The organism is Nostoc sp. DSM 114160, assembly GCF_053470305.1.
The window spans coordinates 3,273,213-3,289,665 of sequence record NZ_JBPFGO010000001.1 but is presented as its reverse complement, the minus strand read 5'-3'; the positions used below and the strand labels follow the sequence as shown (position 1 = coordinate 3,289,665).

Genomic DNA, 16,453 nt, shown 5'->3' with positions numbered 1-16,453 from the left:
AAAAATCTATTGATAAGATGGCAGAGTTGAGGTAGCCATTAAGCTAAATGCTTATGAATGGAAAAAATTAATAGGATTATACTTATACTTTAAACACTTTATCATAACATACTATGGCTCAAGGTTTCGTCTACATTCTACTCAATCCATCATTTCCCGATCAAGTCAAAATTGGACGAACAGAAAAAACTTCTCATCTTAGAGCAAAACAACTACAAACTACCGGGGTTCCAACACCTTTCATTGTGGTTTATGACGAGTTAGTATCGGATTGTGAAGTTGTTGAAAATATCTTGCATAGTAGATTTACAGCTTACCGCACTAGTTTAGATCGGGAATTTTTTCGAGTCCCTGTTCGTGAAGCTATTCGTGTTCTTCAAGAAATTGCAATGGCTTACAGAATTAGTGACGTAGCTCCGTCAAATCGAGTGGATATTCTACCGAGCATTGAACAGAAGTACAAAGATTATCTAAAGCCAAATATCGTTTCTATAGCAATTGTTCAGTTGACAGATGTATGTTTCTTAGAAGTTACCCAACTAACTTATCCAAAAGCAAGGGATCAGATTATCGAACGAATGGATCTTTCAATTTTTGGGGCTAAGAGTGGAAAAATGTTTCCAACTACAAATCCTATTGATATAAATGCCCATCGTTTCCTTGATGAATTAGATGATTACGATTTAATAATGACTGGTGCACCTCTCTTCACTAGTGAAGCCTGCAACCAGATAGCGTATGAATGGGAAAAGGAAGGAGGCAAACTTGATCAACGTCGCTCTCGTTAGTTTCAACTTGTTGCTAAACCAGCCACCTAACAATCCGTTGGAGCAAACTAAAGGGAAATATTGGGTGAGATGCAAAGGTTATTTGAAGCGCACAGCAAATGATTAACAAAGAAACTGCCGAGCATTATCTGTGGGGTAATAATTGTCATAGCTGGCATCTTGTTAAGCAACCATTGAGCCTGATTCACAAACTTATGCTACCAAAAACTTTTAAGGTGAAACATTATCACCAGCTTCGCACCAGTTTTTCTTTATCTTATCTGGAAAGGCAACTTTAGAAATCGATGGTTCCCACCAAATGCTTTCTCAACATGAAGGTGTAAAAGTTCCGCCTAATGTTCCTCATCAGATACTCAATGAAAGTGATGCCTACGGCTGGCTACGCCTACGCAATCTGGAATTTTTGGTAATTTCACAGTCTCCCAGTTCTGGCGATCGGGTTTTGGTTAGTTAGCTGTAGTAAGAAAATTATCTGTGGCACATTAAAGCAACACAAAGGTAATCTGAATAGTCCGCTAGAATTTCCTGAATTTTAAGTTGCCACTCAGCTTCTTCGTCACTGACTATCTGATTTCCCTCTAACGTATTTACAAAGGCTTTTATCCCTGCATCTTCGCCCAATTCATACCATTCACTATTGGGAGTTACAATCGCATACGGTACTACTTGAGGTAAATCAGCAACCCGACACGGATAGGGTATAGGTGTTCCTGATTCTACAGGTTCAAATTCTATAAAACGATACCAATCCCACTTGCCTTGAGGATTATAAGTTAATACTTTATATTCACCTTTTTCATCAATGCCATCTACTTCGTCTTCAAACCATTCCAATTCTATTTTGGCTAAAGCTTCCAAATCATTACTACAAACTTCCCAATCTGCTGCCATTTTTTCAATCTTGTCTAAAGGAAAAGTTTCAAGGCGTTTTATCTCGTTTGCCAGTTTCTCATAGTTCAAGTATTCTCTGTAAGGTTCAACTTCTATATTTTCGTTGTAGTAACTTAAAAGTTCTCTTACTTTAGTTTCGATATTGTCTGTATCTAATGGCATTATAACTAAAGCAGAAAAGTGCATTTTCCCTCCAGTGCTATAACTAAACTTAGAGAAACATAAGAAATTTGGTTCACTTTTTATTTGGCTAAAGAATTCAGATGCTAAATTTAATCTAGCCCTAGTTGAGTTGAGTTACTACCCATGACAACCTCAGTAGAGTATATCCCCATTACCCCGATTGAGTATCCAGATGAGGACGGTAAGCCGATGGCTGAAGGTGATTTACAGCGCAAGTGTCTCGTATACGCTACGACTGTGCTGGAAATTTATTTCCAAAATCACCCAGATGTATACGTAGCTGGTAATCTATTTATTTACTACGAAAAAGGTTATCCCGAATCAGTTGTTGCTCCCGATGTATTTGTGGTGTTTGGAGTAGAAAACTGTGACAGACGTTCTTACAAAACCTGGGAAGAAAATAATCAAACCCCAGATTTTGTTCTAGAGATTACCTCAAAAACCACCCGTAGCAAAGACCAAGGTGCAAAAAAAGGAATTTACGCCTTTCTGGGAGTGCGTGAATATTTCCAATATGACCCTACAGGCGATTATCTCAATCCCCAACTCCAGGGTTTACAATTGGTCGATGGAAATTATTTTCCAGTGGCAGCTAATACCCTGTCAGATGGTACAGTATCTCTACCCAGTGAAGTTTTGGGGCTAGAGTTACGCCTAGAAGCAGGAAAACTCCGTTTTTACAATCCCGCTACGAGTCAAATACTGCTAACTCATGAAGAGGAAGCATCTGCACGACAAGCCGCAGAAGAGAAAGCGCAAAGATTAGCTGTTAAACTCCGAGAATTAAATATCGATCCAGATAGCCTTTAGCTAAATCCAGCAGTGTTAATAAAATAATAGGGTGAGTATGATTTACCCACCCTAATTATGCTTACTGAATTAGACAATAATTTCAAAGCTCTCCGTTAATCTTACGCCTGATGATTTCCATCTGGGCTTGCATATCAGCTTCTGTCACAGGCATAGGATACTTTGGAGAATTAGGGTCGCGTTTGCTCATCAAAAAACGTAGAGCTTCAATATCTTCACGGTTTTCCACCACGTAAGCTCTCAACTCTGTAAAACTCATTTGCTCATAATTCTGGTTCATTGACAAAATCCCAGATTCCATTACTCAAAACTATGATTTTAACTTCATCTTCAGCTAGGATGTAAACTTGCCCGGTTGTGTCGTCAAATCGAAATAAGCGGATGTCTTTGTAAAGATTTGACAGCATTTGACAAACCGTACACAAGCTAAGGCTTGCTCTGTTGTTAGTAAAATACTTGTACTGAGCTTTGTCGAAGTAAACGCTCCTCACTACTAATATAGGGTGAGCAATGCCCACCCTACTGCTGTTAATTACTTTTTGTGAAGACTATAGCGCAATACGGTTCAGTTAAGGCTAAAAGTCTGTTACCAAAGTCAATTTTTTAACGAACCGCCAAGGCGCAGAGTAAGCAGAGAGAAGAAAGAGATGCTTAACTGAACTGTATTGGACTATAGCGGACGGTAGACTCGATAGTTGATTTCCGGGAAGATATTATCCATTAACTCGACTTTTTCCAGCCAACCACTGTCAATTTTACCGATTTTCACGTCTTCATAGAGCTTATTGAACCGCATTAGGTGCGATCGCGTCCGTCTGACTGCATAGGGTACCATCGTTCCTGTCCGCATAATAAATGCCCAGTCGGAAGATTGTGCTAATAACAATTCCCGCGCTGCTTGGTTCAATGCTTTCCACCCCAACTCATCTTCTGGCTCCAGTTGCGAGATTTCAATCATCCGTTCAGCAGCTTTGTGCAAATGCGGATAAACCCACGCATTCGTTTCATTCAACCAATACTCGTGGAAACCCTTAAAACCCCAACTAGACTGCGAAGGACGACAAACTTGCTGCGTCGGCTGCTCCCGCAAATAGTCTGCTAAATGGGTCATTCGATATGTTCCTTGGTCATACCAAGACTTACGGAATAGGTAATCGATGAACCAAGGGCCTTCATACCACCAATGTCCAAATAACTCTGCGTCATAAGGTGAAACAATAATTGGCGGTCGTTGCATTATACCATAGAGATGCTCAGATTGCCGCTCTCGATTATACATAAAATTAGCAGCGTGTTCTGCTGCCTTTTCTCTAGCCCAATAAGGATCGTAGAGCGCCTTATCTGAAAGACCTAAGCCACGTCCCGTAATTTTGTGATATTTAATGCCCGTGTTTTTTCGTTGACCATTGGGCATAATGTAGGGCTTGATATACTCATATTCTGCTTCCCAGCCCAAATCTTTATAAAATTCCCGATATTCCGCTGCCCCAGGATAGCCTACTTCAGAAGACCATACCTGTTGGGAAGATTCATGATCTCGACCAAAAACAGCAACACCAGTTTCTGTATAAATTGGGGCATAAGTGCCAAAGCGCGGCCGGGGACGGGCGTAAAGGATGCCATGCCCATCAGTGAGGAAATAGCGTAACCCAGCATCAGCTAGCATCCGCTCTAAACCTTCATAGTAGGCACATTCCGGCAACCAAATGCCTCTAGGTGCTTGTCCAAAGGTTTGTTCGTAATGTTCGCAGGCTACCTTAATTTGCGCCCACACAGCTTGGGGATACATTTTCATCAACGGTAAATAGCCGTGAGTAGCGCCGCAAGTGATAATTTCCAGGTTGTTACTGTCTTGGAACTTCTTAAAAGCTGTCACCAAGTCCCCGTCGTAGCGTTTCCATAGCTGACGCGCTTCGCTAAACTCAGTCGCGTAATGTTCGGCTAAATAACGAAGATGCCCGTTGTTGACATTATGTTCTACTTCTAGTGCTACAAGTTCTTCTAGTTGAGCTAAGTGTAATTCATAGCGTTCTTGAAGCAGGGGATCGCGAAGCATCGACACTAAAGGGGGTGTCATACTCATCGTGATTTTAAAGTCGATACCGTCTCGCTTTAAGCCTTCAAATACTTTCAATAAGGGGATGTATGTTTCTGTAATGGCTTCATAAAGCCATTCTTCCTCCAGCACGTAGTCACTTTCTGGGTGACGAACGAAGGGCAGATGTGCATGGAGTACAAGCGCGACGTAGCCGATAGCCATAGTGATTTTGGGGTGATACTTATAAGTTGAAGGTCGAGAGGTTTGGCAGAAATTAACAATATTTTAAGACTTTATGGGGATCGTAAAGTAGATTTATAGCAGTTTTCAATCAATTTAAAAGTCTTGTGCCAATCTTTCAGCCCGTTATCATTCCTGTTCTAGTTTTTGGTTGGCTTATTGCAGTAAAAAAATCAGGTTTCTAAGTTACAGTCCTTTTGTGACCTTTACGGCTTGAGAGTTTAATAATTATTTTTGAGCTACGTTCGGGTAGTTTCAGTTTCAATCAGCGCTTCGCCGCGAGCGCTCAGTTGAACGTTTAATCCACCCCTGAAATTTTCTTCTTTACGAGACGCTATGCAAACAATTTTGAATGCATAAATTTTGCTTTCTCCAATCAAGTTGAGTTGGAACGATGCCTACGATGGTCACTGAGCCTGTCCTGAGCGTAGCCGTAAAGCCTGCGGCATAGCTACGCTTCGGGCGCAGCCTCTCGTAGAGAAGGGCGCAGCCGTACCACTTGCCTACGGCACGCTGTTCGCGTTCGTGGAAGCAAGCTACGCAAAGCGGGCGCTCCAGAAGTGCGGGCTACGCCTACGCCAGAATTATACAAAAAATGCTGAACTCGAACGCCGAAACCTGAAACAATGATGATGTGATTTTGCGATCGGCCAGCAAAGTTGCGATCGGTATTTAATTGGGTAACTTCGTAATTCTAAGTTTGAGGTTGTCCAACGGACTTTATTCAGATATTGTTTGGTTCATAGCATTATTTTTCCATGTCTAGTTTAGAGCTAAAATTCTATTTTTCAGAATATTTGCTCAGGATCAATACCTGCGGCTTGCAAGCGTTCTGCCAATATTGCAGCCCGTTGACGTTCTTGTTCTAGTTGTTGATTTGTTTGCTCTAACTGTTGGTTTGTTTGCTCTAACTGTTGGTTTGTTTGCTCTAACTGTTGATTTGCTTCTTCCTCTGGCAACATCACCAGCTGTCCATCTGGGGTAAAAAAGCGTAATTTCCCTAAATATACTGCCAAATGCAGCCCTAACTGCTGACTCCACAACCAACCCGACTCATTGGGTACAAGTTCTTGGTATTGCCCATCAACTATGTGAAATCCCTGTAATTCTAAGTTATTTGGGTCAAACCAAAAGTAATCTGGAGTGCGAAATGTATTCTGGTATATTTGTTTTTTCAAACCTTTATCAACAGAGGCAGTGGAGTTAGATAATAGCTCAACAATCACATTGGGGTATTTGCCGTCTTCTTGCCATACAACCCAGCTTTTGCGGTCTTTTTTCTCTGTATCTAAAACCACAAAGAAATCCGGCCCTCGAAATTCTTCTGATTTTTTCTGATTAGGACTGAAATAGATTGTCAAGTTGCCGGTAGCATAAAAATCCTGACGATCGCGCCACCACCATTTAATCAGGCGGATAAGCAAATCAATTTGTTCGCGGTGTAAGTCAGATTCCAAGGGGGGTTCGTCACTAAAGATATCACCTGGTGGGAAAATTATACTCTCAGTGACATCTTCTAAACTACCGGTGGCAGCAAGGGGCTGAGACATACAAGATAGTTTTTTATGTTTGTCTCTATGCTATCGTGACTAACCTTTGCATTATGAGTGCGTAGGTGCAGCCTGTTATAGACATCGCACTTTTGGCGTTGCTGAATCAAAATATGAATCATGCGATCGCTTCAAACTTGCGGGCGCTATGCGCCCGCAGTGCCACAGAGCCATACTGAAGATAATGTATTACTAACCGAATTGAGTATTTCAGCATTTGTTCGGTTTTAGAGTAACAAAAAGTTTTACGATGTAGTCGAGCCAGATAATGTCAAAAAAGGGCTATTTTCACCTTCTACTCTTGTCATATACGTCTTACTAACGATGTGGACATCGCATTGCTAATGAAGCAAGGATACACAGGATAACCATCTGTGACGTAGAAATAAGATTGCCAACACTTTATTACTATCCACAAATGTTTAAACGTTTCCGAACTTCTATCGCCCAAAACCCAAGCTATAATTCCCGCAACGCTATGATTTACTACTGTCCACAACCAAATTTTGTTTTTTTTGAACCAACAAAGGTTTCAAGTTCATCAACTTCGGTAACTTCTGGTATTTCACTTCTATAAGGTGTATCTGGTAGAGTACTACCTAGTTGCTTCACCCAATTTATCACAGTAGTATGATGTACTTTTTTAACTCTTTCTATGGCCCGGAAACCAGAGCCATTTACATACATTTCTAAGCACTCACTTTTAATATCTTCCGTGTAACCTTTCTGGTCATAAGATTCGATAAACTGACGTTTACAGTCTACACATATGTAATTTTGTTTACCACGTTGCCGCCCATTCTTGCGAATGTGCGATGATGCACATCTTGGACATTTCATAGCGATCGCTCTCATTCATATTTCTATTCTGCAACGCCGCACTTTTTATATCATGTCCGCCTAATTAGTTATAATTCCCGCATCTGTGCAAAAACCAGGAAACTCTCTTTCCCCCTGCCCCCCTGCTCCTCGGTCACTGAGCGTAGTCGTTCGCGCAGCGTCTCGTAGAGAAGTGCTGCTCCCCTGCCGTCTTAATGATAAGTCTTTAACCGGACACGATATTATTCCTCATCCCGATATAACTCTTGCAAGTCTTGTAACTGAGTCTTTCGGGAAATCCGGCGATATTTTTTACTTTCTAACTTGGGTTCGTATTGACTCTGCCCTTTGCCTTTGCTTTTGCTTTTTAACTTCATGGTGGATTCTGGATCGGCTTGTTGATGTAGCTGTGTTTGATGAGCGATCGCCGCGTCCAAAAATTCTAAATAATGTTCGTATCGTTCCCAGTCTCCCCGAACGACGCACTCAGGCTCGTCTCGATGCAGACAATCACTAAACCGACAGCTAGCAACTGCTAACCGCTTTCTGGCTTCTGGGAAATAATGGATTAATTCTTCTGGTATACAATCCATGTCCGGCTGATTAAAACCGGGAGTATCAGCCAGTAAACCACCGCTAGGCAACTCAAATAATTCTATATGGCGAGTGGTATGACGACCACGAGCTAACTTTCCAGAAACTTCTCCGACTCGCAACTGAAGAGAGTCAATCAGCGTATTAATCAGGCTAGATTTGCCAACGCCGGAAGGCCCAGCGATTACAGTAATTTTATTGCTCAGGTATTTGGCTGCTTGGTCAGTATTAATACCATCTTTAACGCTGATAAATATTGGCTGATAGCCCCAACCGAGCAGGCGATCGCTAACTTGTTGTTGTTCTGGTGGTGAAATTAAATCACTTTTATTCAAACATAAAAGTACATCCAAGCCAGTAGACTCAGCTTTAATGAGAAATCGACTCAGTTGATAAGGTTCCAAAGGTGGATCGGCAACGGCAAATACCAAGAGAATTTGGTTGACATTGGCGATCGCCGGACGATCTAACTCACTTTGGCGGGGTAAAACCTCAGCGATCGCCCCCCGTCCTCCAGCCCAATCTGGCTCTTCTATTACAACACGATCGCCTACCATCACCTGTTGTCCAATTTTTTTCAGACGTGTTCGCCGAGTACAAAGCAGCAGAGAAGGCGAGGGCAAAGAGGCATTTAAATCCAGTTTCTCCTCTGCTCCCCTGGTTACTGAGCGCAGTCGAAGTATGCTCCTCTGCTCCCCTGCCTCTCGATCCATCTGTACTCGGTAAAAATTAGCTTGTACAGCCACCACCGTACCCAATAACTGTCCAGTTACGTCAAAATTTTTCCCTGTCATTGGCTAGCAACTGGACGGCGCACTAACAGAGAAAAATAACTAGTGCAGTCTGTAATTTGTTCCACCTGATAACCTGCCATTGTCAAACTATCAGGAACCTGCTCAATCGGCTCACCAGGGTCTAACCAGACTTCTAGCAAACCTCCCAATGGCATTTTCTCCAGACGTAGTTTTGTCCGCACGAAATTAATCGGGCAAGGGGTGCCGCGTAAATCAAGTTGAGCATCGGGAGTTAAAACAGAAGAGGGCATCATCACTTAAATAAATTTCCCAAGAATCCTTCTAGACCGCCTTTACCAGTGCGATCGCCCTTAATTTTAGCTAGCTTTTCCAGCAGTTCCCTCTCCTCTGGGGTGATTTTATTGGGAATATCAATTAATACGTTCAGCATGTGATCCCCACGACTTACGGGATTACCCAAGCGGGGTACGCCGCGATTTTCCAACTTCATCACTGTATTCGGTTGAGTTCCAGCTGGAATGATTAGTTCTACTGGCCCATCTACTGTATCTACCTCTAACCGACAACCTAAAATCGCTTGCAGGTAGCTAATTTTGATTTCCGAGAGAATATTAATCCCATCTCGTTGAAATTCCTCGTCCTCATTTACGAACAAGTAAACGTATAAATCCCCAGGAGGGCCACTACGTTGACCAGCATCTCCTTCACTAGAAATCCGCAAACGCGTGCCATTATCCACCCCCGCTGGAATAGTAATTTTGAGTTTCTTTGTGACTTGATTTGCACCCTTACCATCACATGCGTCACACTTATCTTCAATTACCATCCCTGTGCCATTACAGGTGGGACAAGTCGAGACCTGGGTGAAACTGCCAAAGGGTGTTCTAGTCACACGCCGTACTTGAGCCGAACCGCCACAAGTCGAACAAGTCCGAGGGCGGGTTCCAGGTTTAGCACCAGAACCGCTACAAACTTCGCAATTTTCTAGATGGGAAATGCGAATTTCTTTTTCGCCGCCAAATATGGCTTCCCGAAAGTCTAACTTCAAATCTAGCCGCAGGTCATCACCCCTGGCGGGCCCACTGCGGCGTCTTTGTTGGGTGGGATTACCCATACCGCCAGCAAAGCCACTAAAAATGCTTTCAAAGATATCAGCAAAACCACCCATATCGCCGACATCTTGAAAACCCGCGCCAGCACCAGATACACCCTCTGGACCAAAGCGATCGTAACGAGCGCGGGTTTCGGGTTCTGAGAGTACCTCATAAGCGCGGTTAATTTCTTTAAAGCGATCCTCCGCCCCCGGTTCTTTGTTCACATCTGGGTGATATTTCCGGGCTAGACGGCGATAGGCTTGTTTGATTTCTTCTTTGTCAGTGTCACGAGAGACACCCAGGATTTCATAATAGTCGCGGGCCATATAGCAAAGGTAAAAGTTAGAAGGAAGAAAGCAGAAGTCAGTAGAACGTCATTCACGGTCACTTGCTACCCTATGGATTAAGTGTTATTGCCTACAGAGATGCAAGAGCAACACATTATCCTTTAGAGGGCGGCTTGCCGGAGGGCAGGCAGAAGATAAAATTAATTTTTATTAATAACTGATTTTACCCTTTACCTTTTACAAAAATCACCGACAAATCTTGAGCAACAGGTGCTTTCCTCGTGGGAGACGACAAAAGCTATAGAAGTTAGGAACAGGGGGAGCCTCTGCTCAGACTTCTCACTGCCGAGTCGGCTGTCTCTTTTACAATTGTGCTACGTAGGAGAGGAAAACCTCGCCCATCAACCAGAGGGGCTAGCCGCACCATTAGGTGTGGAAAACCACCCTTATGCAATGGAAGTGGCTCTGAACTTGCACATTGCCCAGCCCAAAGTAATTTGCTTCTACAATCTAGCAAAGGACTGAGGTCTTGTGAAACTTCGTTAAATATTTAAATATATTAAAATATCTTAATAAAAATTTGCAAATTAGGATATTGGGAATTGGGGATTGGGAATTGGGGAGGCAGTGCGGTCTTCTTCCTTGGCGCTAGCCTCTCCCTTTGGGAGAAGGGGAGACCCCATCGCCCTTGGCGTCTCCCCAAGTGGAGCAACTGCCGTCATTGGGCACTCAAAAGAGGCACAGGGGAAAACTAATCTCCCTGCTCCCTTGCTTCTTCCCCATGCCCCATACCCAATGCCCATTCCCTAATCTATCGCCTCATAATCAGCCTGAGCTGTACTTTCTTCGTCAAAATCAAAGTTGAATTGTGGTATTAGCGTGCCATTCATTGGTGAGTCTACTTCTGGGGTAAAGTGACTAGATGAACCCCCCTCAATCTCATCAGTTTGGCTGTTAGCTCGATTGTAGACATCAGCACCAATTGCAAACAAGGTTTGTTGGAAGTCGTCTAAGCGCTGCTTAAATTCCACTGGGGAAATGCTGGAGTCAATCATTGCAGCTTGGAGTTGTGCAACTTTTTCACTGGCCAAGGTCTTCATCTGGTCGCCGATAAAGTTGCTATTATCCTTGATTGTAGATTCATAACTGAACAACAAATTATCTGCTTGGTTTTTGAGTTCAACCAGTTCTTTACGTCTTCTATCTTCTTCGGAAAACAGTTCGGCCTCTTGGCGCATCCGTTCGACTTCGTTGCTACTCAAACCACCTGTATTGGTAATCCTGATACTCTGTTCTCTACCTGTACCTTTATCTTGGGCAGAAACCTTGAGGATGCCGTTGACATCAATTTCAAAGGATACTTCAATTTGCGGTACACCACGGGGCGATGGGGGAATTCCTGCTAGCAAAAACTTGCCGAGACTCTTGTTATCTCGTGACATCGCTCGTTCACCTTGGAGGATGTGAATTTCCACTGAGGTTTGTCCATCAACTGCGGTGGAAAAAACTTGTGACCGACTTGTAGGAATTGTGGTGTTGCGTTCAATGATTTTGGTGAACACTTCACCTAAAGTTTCAATTCCCAAGGACAGAGGAGTGACATCCAATAGCAAGAGATTATCGACTTCACCACCTAACACACCTGCTTGGATAGCTGCTCCCAATGCTACAGCTTCGTCAGGGTTGATGGAGCGATCGGGAGCTTTGCCGTTGAAAAACTTAATTAGGGCGTTTTGGACTGCCGGAATACGGGTAGAACCACCTACCAAAATAATCCGATCAATGGCTTCTGGTTTGAGATCCGCATCTTTGAGCGATTGGATTAGTGGTTCGATGGTCGCTTCAATTAATTTCGCGGCGAGTTCTTCAAATTTCGAGCGACTGAGTTCCATCTCCAGATGCTTTGGCCCGGTATCATCAGCTGTGATAAATGGCAAGTTGATGGAGGTATTCACCATACTGGAGAGTTCAATTTTTGCCTTTTCCGCAGCTTCTCGCAGGCGTTGCAGTGCCATTTTGTCTTGGGAAAGGTCGATTTTCTCTTGTTCTTGGAAACGTTCCATCATCCAAAGGACGATCGCATTATCAAAGTCGTCTCCACCCAAGTGGTTGTTACCACAAGTCGCCTTCACTTCAAAAACGCCATCCCCAAGTTGCAGGATCGATACGTCAAAAGTACCGCCTCCCAAGTCAAATACTAAAATTAGCTGCTCTTGGTCTTGCTTTTCCAATCCGAAAGCTAAAGCCGCAGCTGTTGGTTCATTAATGATTCGCAGGACTTCTAAACCTGCAATTGTGCCAGCATCTTTAGTTGCTTGTCTTTGGGCATCTGTGAAATATGCTGGTACGGTGATCACTGCTTGAGTGACTTCCTCACCCAAAAAGTTTTCCGCATCCTGCTTCAGCTTTTGCAGGATCATTGCAGATAATTCTTGTGGCGTATAATTTTTTGAGCGAATTTGGACATCAACAGTCTCGTCTCGACCTTTGATACAGTTGTAGGGGACGCGATCGCGTTCTACTTCAGTATCTTCCCAACGCCGCCCGATGAATCGTTTAATACTGTAAATTGTGTTTTCAGCATTGGTTACGGCTTGGCGCTTTGCCAATTGACCAACCAAGCGATCGCCACTCTTCCCAAATCCCACAATACTTGGAGTCGTTCGTCCCCCTTCAGAATTGGAGATCACAAGTGGTTGACCACCCTCCAAAACTGCGACGCAACTGTTAGTAGTGCCTAAGTCGATCCCAATAACTTTTCCCATATTTGCCAGTATTTTTACTGAATATTTCTGCTGTAATATGTCGCGGACTAATACCATTTTGGATTTGAGATTTGAGATTTTGGATTGTGAAACATCCATTGGATAAGTGTTTCAGTTTTCCATCTGTCGCAATCATTTTTCACGCTTGGTATAACTTTTTTGCTAAGAACAAAGGCTAGCGGATAACGTCTGTGCAACCCCTGTTGCTGGTAGCAATCATAAAGTTGAAACACAGAGAGTTATCCAAAGCCTTGTCCAAGTTTGAGGTACGCGATGCTCGTCCTTGCTATAACCCAGGCACTTGAGGTCAGCGAGGCGAGCGACTACAGCTTAACTGCTGGCTGAACTCGACTGATCTTCTGGTGCAAAAGGTGTATTTTCCTTGGGAGCAGCTACTTTGACCATTGCATGGCGTAGCACGCGATCGCCCAAGTAATATCCGCGCACTAACTCTTCTAACACTGTTCCTTCAGGATGTTCATCCGTAGGTTCCCGCATTACTGCTTCGTGCAGGTTAGGATCGAATTCTTGACCTTCGGGACGCATTGGTGAGACACCCAAGCGCTTCAGGCTATCTACTAATTGTTTGTAAACGCCTTGGTAACTTTTGTGCATGGTCATTTCGCCCTCAGACTGCGGTTTGAGGTGCGATCGCGCCCGCTCAAAATTATCGACTACTGGTAGCAATTCCAAAATTGTATTCCGCTTCACCTGCAACTCTAGGTCTTCTTTTTCTTTGCTAGTGCGTTTCCGGTAATTCTCAAAATCAGCGGCAATCCGCATATATTGAGTACTACGCTCTTCTAGTTGCGTTTTGACGGACTCGATTTGTTGAGTCAGTTCTGCCAAAGCTGCCCTTTCTACTTCAGTTTTCTCAGTTGCAGCGACGCTATTTTCTGAATTGACAGCAGTATCGCCTGATACATTTGTTTGGGCCGCTACTTGTTCTGTCACCTCGCTGCCAGATTCATTGAAATTAGTTTGGGCTGGGAAGTCACTCTTCATTGCTTGCTTTACCTCTGTTGGTTCACCCAATTACTGGCTTGTATTGTTTATCTGTTTATTTTCATCGATCGTTGTCTATTCATTCCAGATCCTATTTATGGCAGTGTATCTCCACAGCTTGCAACCGTCGTCATCCACGACGTGCCACTGAGGCTGATTTTATTGCCGACAAGTTTCTGGAAGCGATCTAACCGTCCTCTTATTGTGACAAATGGTGAACGCGTTAGCCCAGACGTTACTAAGGCGGGAACCCGAACGAGTAATTTGCAATAATAGCGCCAAATGCGACTCGTCCCTCATCTTATTTGAAAATATCTTGAATGCGTGAATTTTGAATTCAAAGCAAAGCGACGTGACTCAGGACTTTTTTGGGAAATGAGAATTCTATCTCCCAGTAGGGGAATACTTTAAGCAGAGGTTCCCCCTACTCATTCGCTCATTTATGACTTACTCGTCACCACAACGGCGCAGTACCGCTCTAACTACCAGAACAGAGTTTTCGCCCTTCGGCAACAAGCTAGTGCAATCTGGCTATGTCAATACCGAACAGATGAGGCAGGCATTAATTGAAAGCCGCAAATCTGGCAGACCCTTAACGGAAGTATTAGAGTCAATCACTGGGCAACAACTATCGCCTGAGTTGCTCAGGCAATACAAAAAACAGCAGCTATTTGAACTGAAAATATTATACGGAGTTGAATTCCTCGATCCAGAAGTCAATTCCGTTGGCAACACGATGATGGGGAACCTGATTGAAACCCTCATCCCAGTGGATATCTGCCGCCGCCATCGCTTAGTACCACTGTCGAAACACGAAGACCAAACTCCGCCCTCAGTTTTAGTGGCGATGGTCGCTCCAGATAATCTAGAGGCTTCCGATGACCTGAACCGCATCTTGCGCCCCCAAGGCTTGGCGTTACAGCGCATGGTGATTACCCAGGAAGACTACCAGCAGCTAATCAACCAATATTTGGATGAAATGGCTGTTCGGCAAAAACACCTAGAACGAGAAAACTCTACAGATATTAGTCAAGATTTAGAAAATCTTGGGAATCTCGATCTTGCAGATGCTCCTGAAGAAATGGAGGCTGATTTAGGCGCAGCGATGAAGGGTGCAGAGGATGCCCCAGTTATTAACCTAGTTAATAGAATCCTGGCTAAAGCCTTGCATGAGGGCGTTTCTGATATTCATATCGAACCGCAAGAAGAAAGCTTACGCATTCGCTTTCGGAAAGATGGCGTACTGCGTGAAGCTTTCCCCTTAATGCCGAAAAAAATCATCCCGGCGGTGACAGCCCGATTTAAAATCATCTCCAATCTAGACATTGCTGAACGGCGCCTACCTCAAGATGGGCGTATCCGGCGGCTGTTTGAAGGACGTAAGGTGGACTTCCGGGTGAATACCTTACCCAGTCGCTACGGGGAAAAGGTGGTGCTGCGGATTTTGGATAACTCCTCCACCCAACTGGGATTAGATAAGTTAATTACCGATCCAGAGACTTTGAATATTGTCAAGGATATGGTTAGCCGTCCCTTTGGGTTAATTTTGGTAACTGGGCCAACTGGTTCGGGAAAAACAACTTCGCTGTATTCTGCACTTTCAGAAAAGAACGATCCCGGAATTAATATCAGTACCGTAGAAGACCCAATTGAGTACAGTCTTCCAGGGATTACTCAAGTACAGGTGATTCGGGAAAAAGGGCTAGATTTTGCTACCGCTCTGCGGGCTTTCTTGCGGCAAGATCCAGATGTGTTACTGGTGGGTGAAACGCGGGATAAGGAAACGGCAAAAACAGCAATTGAAGCTGCCTTGACCGGTCACTTAGTATTAACTACCTTACATACCAATGATGCCCCAGGAGCGATCGCTCGTTTGGGAGAAATGGGGATTGAGCCTTTCATGGTTTCTAGTTCCCTAATTGGCGTTTTAGCTCAACGTTTGGTGCGGCGTGTATGTTCTGAATGTCGTGTCCCCTACACCCCCACAACTGAGGAACTAGCTCGTTATGGTCTATCAGCTTCCTCAGATGTCGGAGTCACTTTCTATAAGGCTAACACCTTGACATTAGATGCGATCGCAGATGCCAAAGCCAAAAATAACCTTTGCCCAAAATGTAATGGTGTCGGCTACAAAGGGCGTTGTGGTGTTTATGAAGTCATGCGAGTCACCGAAAATCTACAAACTCTGATCAACGAAGATGCACCCACAGAACGCATCAAAGAAGTGGCAATAGAAGAGGGCATGAAAACCTTACTGGCTTACAGTTTGGACTTAGTGCGTGAAGGTTCCACCACTCTAGAAGAAGTAGAACGAGTGACGTTTACTGATACTGGCTTGGAAGCAGAGTTAAAAGCCAAACGCAAGACTGGTCTTACCTGTCGGAGTTGCGATGCCACATTGAAACAAGAATGGCTGGATTGTCCTTACTGTATGACAGCTCGGTTTTAAGAATAGTCATTAGTCATTGGGCATTGGGCATTGGGGAGGCAGTGCGGTCTTGGGGTCTCCCCAAGTGGAGCAACTGCCGTCATTGGTCATTAGTCATTGGTCATTAGTCATTAGTCATTGGTGAATGCTTAATAACTTTAAACAAATGACAACGGACAAATGACAAATGACAAATAAAAAACATT

At 43.8% G+C, this 16,453-nt stretch carries 16 protein-coding genes and 1 pseudogene; 6 read left to right on the top strand and 11 right to left on the bottom strand.

What is annotated here, in order from left to right; genetic code table 11:
- Nucleotides 1–113: 113 nt before the first annotated feature.
- The 3 genes from NSTCB13_RS14520 (at nt 114) to NSTCB13_RS14510 (ending at nt 1,242) form a co-directional block, all read left to right on the top strand.
- Nucleotides 114–788 carry a GIY-YIG nuclease family protein gene (locus NSTCB13_RS14520; RefSeq protein WP_448265295.1) on the top strand — a complete coding sequence of 225 codons (675 nt, stop codon included), beginning with the start codon at nt 114–116 and terminating at the stop codon, nt 786–788.
- Between the two features lie 98 nt (nt 789–886).
- Nucleotides 887–1,066 carry a hypothetical protein gene (locus NSTCB13_RS14515; RefSeq protein ID WP_448272790.1) on the top strand — a complete coding sequence of 60 codons (180 nt, stop codon included), beginning with the start codon at nt 887–889 and terminating at the stop codon, nt 1,064–1,066.
- On the top strand, nt 1,042–1,242 hold the full coding sequence (locus tag NSTCB13_RS14510; protein WP_448270061.1) for a cupin domain-containing protein: 201 nt from the start codon (nt 1,042–1,044) through the stop codon (nt 1,240–1,242). Before NSTCB13_RS14515 ends, NSTCB13_RS14510 begins: the two co-directional genes overlap by 25 nt.
- A 14-nt stretch (nt 1,243–1,256) precedes the next feature.
- Here the strand turns inward: NSTCB13_RS14510 and NSTCB13_RS14505 are convergent, their stop codons facing one another.
- Nucleotides 1,257–1,865, bottom strand: a complete 609-nt coding sequence (locus NSTCB13_RS14505; protein WP_448272789.1) for a hypothetical protein — start codon at nt 1,863–1,865, stop codon at nt 1,257–1,259.
- Nucleotides 1,866–1,985: 120 nt separating this feature from the next.
- Between NSTCB13_RS14505 and NSTCB13_RS14500 the strand changes: the two genes are divergently transcribed.
- Complete coding sequence (locus tag NSTCB13_RS14500; protein ID WP_448272788.1) at nt 1,986–2,672, top strand: Uma2 family endonuclease; 687 nt, start codon at nt 1,986–1,988, stop codon at nt 2,670–2,672.
- Between the two features lie 82 nt (nt 2,673–2,754).
- Here the strand turns inward: NSTCB13_RS14500 and NSTCB13_RS14495 are convergent, their stop codons facing one another.
- The 10 genes and pseudogenes from NSTCB13_RS14495 to grpE all read right to left on the bottom strand — a co-directional run bounded on the left by NSTCB13_RS14495 (nt 2,755) and on the right by grpE (nt 13,849).
- The gene (locus tag NSTCB13_RS14495; protein WP_335116743.1) at nt 2,755–2,952 is read right to left on the bottom strand and encodes a DUF6887 family protein; all 198 of its coding nucleotides are present in this window, start codon (nt 2,950–2,952) and stop codon (nt 2,755–2,757) included.
- A complete protein-coding gene (locus NSTCB13_RS14490) occupies nt 2,936–3,079 on the bottom strand; it encodes a DUF6888 family protein (protein ID WP_448272787.1) in 144 nt (47 codons plus the stop codon). The genes NSTCB13_RS14495 and NSTCB13_RS14490 overlap by 17 nt, the downstream gene beginning before the upstream one ends.
- A gap of 263 nt (nt 3,080–3,342) precedes the next feature.
- A complete protein-coding gene (locus NSTCB13_RS14485; RefSeq protein WP_448272786.1) occupies nt 3,343–4,932 on the bottom strand; it encodes a glycoside hydrolase family 57 protein in 1,590 nt (529 codons plus the stop codon).
- Between the two features lie 806 nt (nt 4,933–5,738).
- Nucleotides 5,739–6,500: a Uma2 family endonuclease gene (locus NSTCB13_RS14480; protein WP_448272785.1), complete on the bottom strand. Its 762-nt coding sequence runs from the start codon at nt 6,498–6,500 to the stop codon at nt 5,739–5,741.
- 118 nt (nt 6,501–6,618) lie between these two features.
- Nucleotides 6,619–7,340 (bottom strand): annotated as a pseudogene (locus NSTCB13_RS14475) (IS1 family transposase).
- A 221-nt stretch (nt 7,341–7,561) separates the two neighbouring features.
- On the bottom strand, nt 7,562–8,707 hold the full coding sequence (gene rsgA / locus NSTCB13_RS14470) for a small ribosomal subunit biogenesis GTPase RsgA (protein WP_448272784.1): 1,146 nt from the start codon (nt 8,705–8,707) through the stop codon (nt 7,562–7,564).
- Entirely contained in the window at nt 8,704–8,961 is a 258-nt protein-coding gene (locus tag NSTCB13_RS14465; RefSeq protein ID WP_099102520.1) for a sulfurtransferase TusA family protein, read from the bottom strand. The genes rsgA and NSTCB13_RS14465 overlap by 4 nt, the downstream gene beginning before the upstream one ends.
- Entirely contained in the window at nt 8,961–10,088 is a 1,128-nt protein-coding gene (gene dnaJ / locus NSTCB13_RS14460) for a molecular chaperone DnaJ (RefSeq protein ID WP_322668135.1), read from the bottom strand. The genes NSTCB13_RS14465 and dnaJ overlap by 1 nt, the downstream gene beginning before the upstream one ends.
- Before the next feature lie 767 nt (nt 10,089–10,855).
- Nucleotides 10,856–12,814: a molecular chaperone DnaK gene (dnaK, locus tag NSTCB13_RS14455; protein ID WP_445632197.1), complete on the bottom strand. Its 1,959-nt coding sequence runs from the start codon at nt 12,812–12,814 to the stop codon at nt 10,856–10,858.
- Nucleotides 12,815–13,144: 330 nt separating this feature from the next.
- A complete protein-coding gene (gene grpE / locus NSTCB13_RS14450; protein ID WP_445627961.1) occupies nt 13,145–13,849 on the bottom strand; it encodes a nucleotide exchange factor GrpE in 705 nt (234 codons plus the stop codon).
- Here grpE and NSTCB13_RS14445 point away from each other — a divergent pair.
- Both NSTCB13_RS14445 and NSTCB13_RS14440 read left to right on the top strand, forming a co-directional pair.
- Nucleotides 13,819–14,010 carry a hypothetical protein gene (locus NSTCB13_RS14445; RefSeq protein WP_445632269.1) on the top strand — a complete coding sequence of 64 codons (192 nt, stop codon included), beginning with the start codon at nt 13,819–13,821 and terminating at the stop codon, nt 14,008–14,010. The genes grpE and NSTCB13_RS14445 overlap by 31 nt on opposite strands.
- 251 nt (nt 14,011–14,261) lie before the next feature.
- Nucleotides 14,262–16,268, top strand: coding sequence for a GspE/PulE family protein (locus tag NSTCB13_RS14440; protein WP_445627962.1), 2,007 nt, complete (start codon nt 14,262–14,264; stop codon nt 16,266–16,268).
- Nucleotides 16,269–16,453 lie beyond the last annotated feature (185 nt).

What these genes read in the sequence shown, in the direction of transcription:
- NSTCB13_RS14490 (WP_448272787.1), bottom strand. Translation starts at nt 3,079, where the DNA reads ATGCTGTCAAATCTTTACAAAGACATCCGCTTATTTCGATTTGACGAC.
- NSTCB13_RS14515 (WP_448272790.1), top strand. Translation starts at nt 887, where the DNA reads ATGATTAACAAAGAAACTGCCGAGCATTATCTGTGGGGTAATAATTGT.
- NSTCB13_RS14505 (WP_448272789.1), bottom strand. Translation starts at nt 1,865, where the DNA reads ATGCACTTTTCTGCTTTAGTTATAATGCCATTAGATACAGACAATATC.
- NSTCB13_RS14520 (WP_448265295.1), top strand. Translation starts at nt 114, where the DNA reads ATGGCTCAAGGTTTCGTCTACATTCTACTCAATCCATCATTTCCCGAT.
- NSTCB13_RS14480 (WP_448272785.1), bottom strand. Translation starts at nt 6,500, where the DNA reads ATGTCTCAGCCCCTTGCTGCCACCGGTAGTTTAGAAGATGTCACTGAG.
- NSTCB13_RS14465 (WP_099102520.1), bottom strand. Translation starts at nt 8,961, where the DNA reads ATGATGCCCTCTTCTGTTTTAACTCCCGATGCTCAACTTGATTTACGC.
- NSTCB13_RS14495 (WP_335116743.1), bottom strand. Translation starts at nt 2,952, where the DNA reads ATGAACCAGAATTATGAGCAAATGAGTTTTACAGAGTTGAGAGCTTAC.
- NSTCB13_RS14485 (WP_448272786.1), bottom strand. Translation starts at nt 4,932, where the DNA reads ATGGCTATCGGCTACGTCGCGCTTGTACTCCATGCACATCTGCCCTTC.
- NSTCB13_RS14500 (WP_448272788.1), top strand. Translation starts at nt 1,986, where the DNA reads ATGACAACCTCAGTAGAGTATATCCCCATTACCCCGATTGAGTATCCA.
- dnaJ (WP_322668135.1), bottom strand. Translation starts at nt 10,088, where the DNA reads ATGGCCCGCGACTATTATGAAATCCTGGGTGTCTCTCGTGACACTGAC.
- rsgA (WP_448272784.1), bottom strand. Translation starts at nt 8,707, where the DNA reads ATGACAGGGAAAAATTTTGACGTAACTGGACAGTTATTGGGTACGGTG.
- NSTCB13_RS14440 (WP_445627962.1), top strand. Translation starts at nt 14,262, where the DNA reads ATGACTTACTCGTCACCACAACGGCGCAGTACCGCTCTAACTACCAGA.
- dnaK (WP_445632197.1), bottom strand. Translation starts at nt 12,814, where the DNA reads ATGGGAAAAGTTATTGGGATCGACTTAGGCACTACTAACAGTTGCGTC.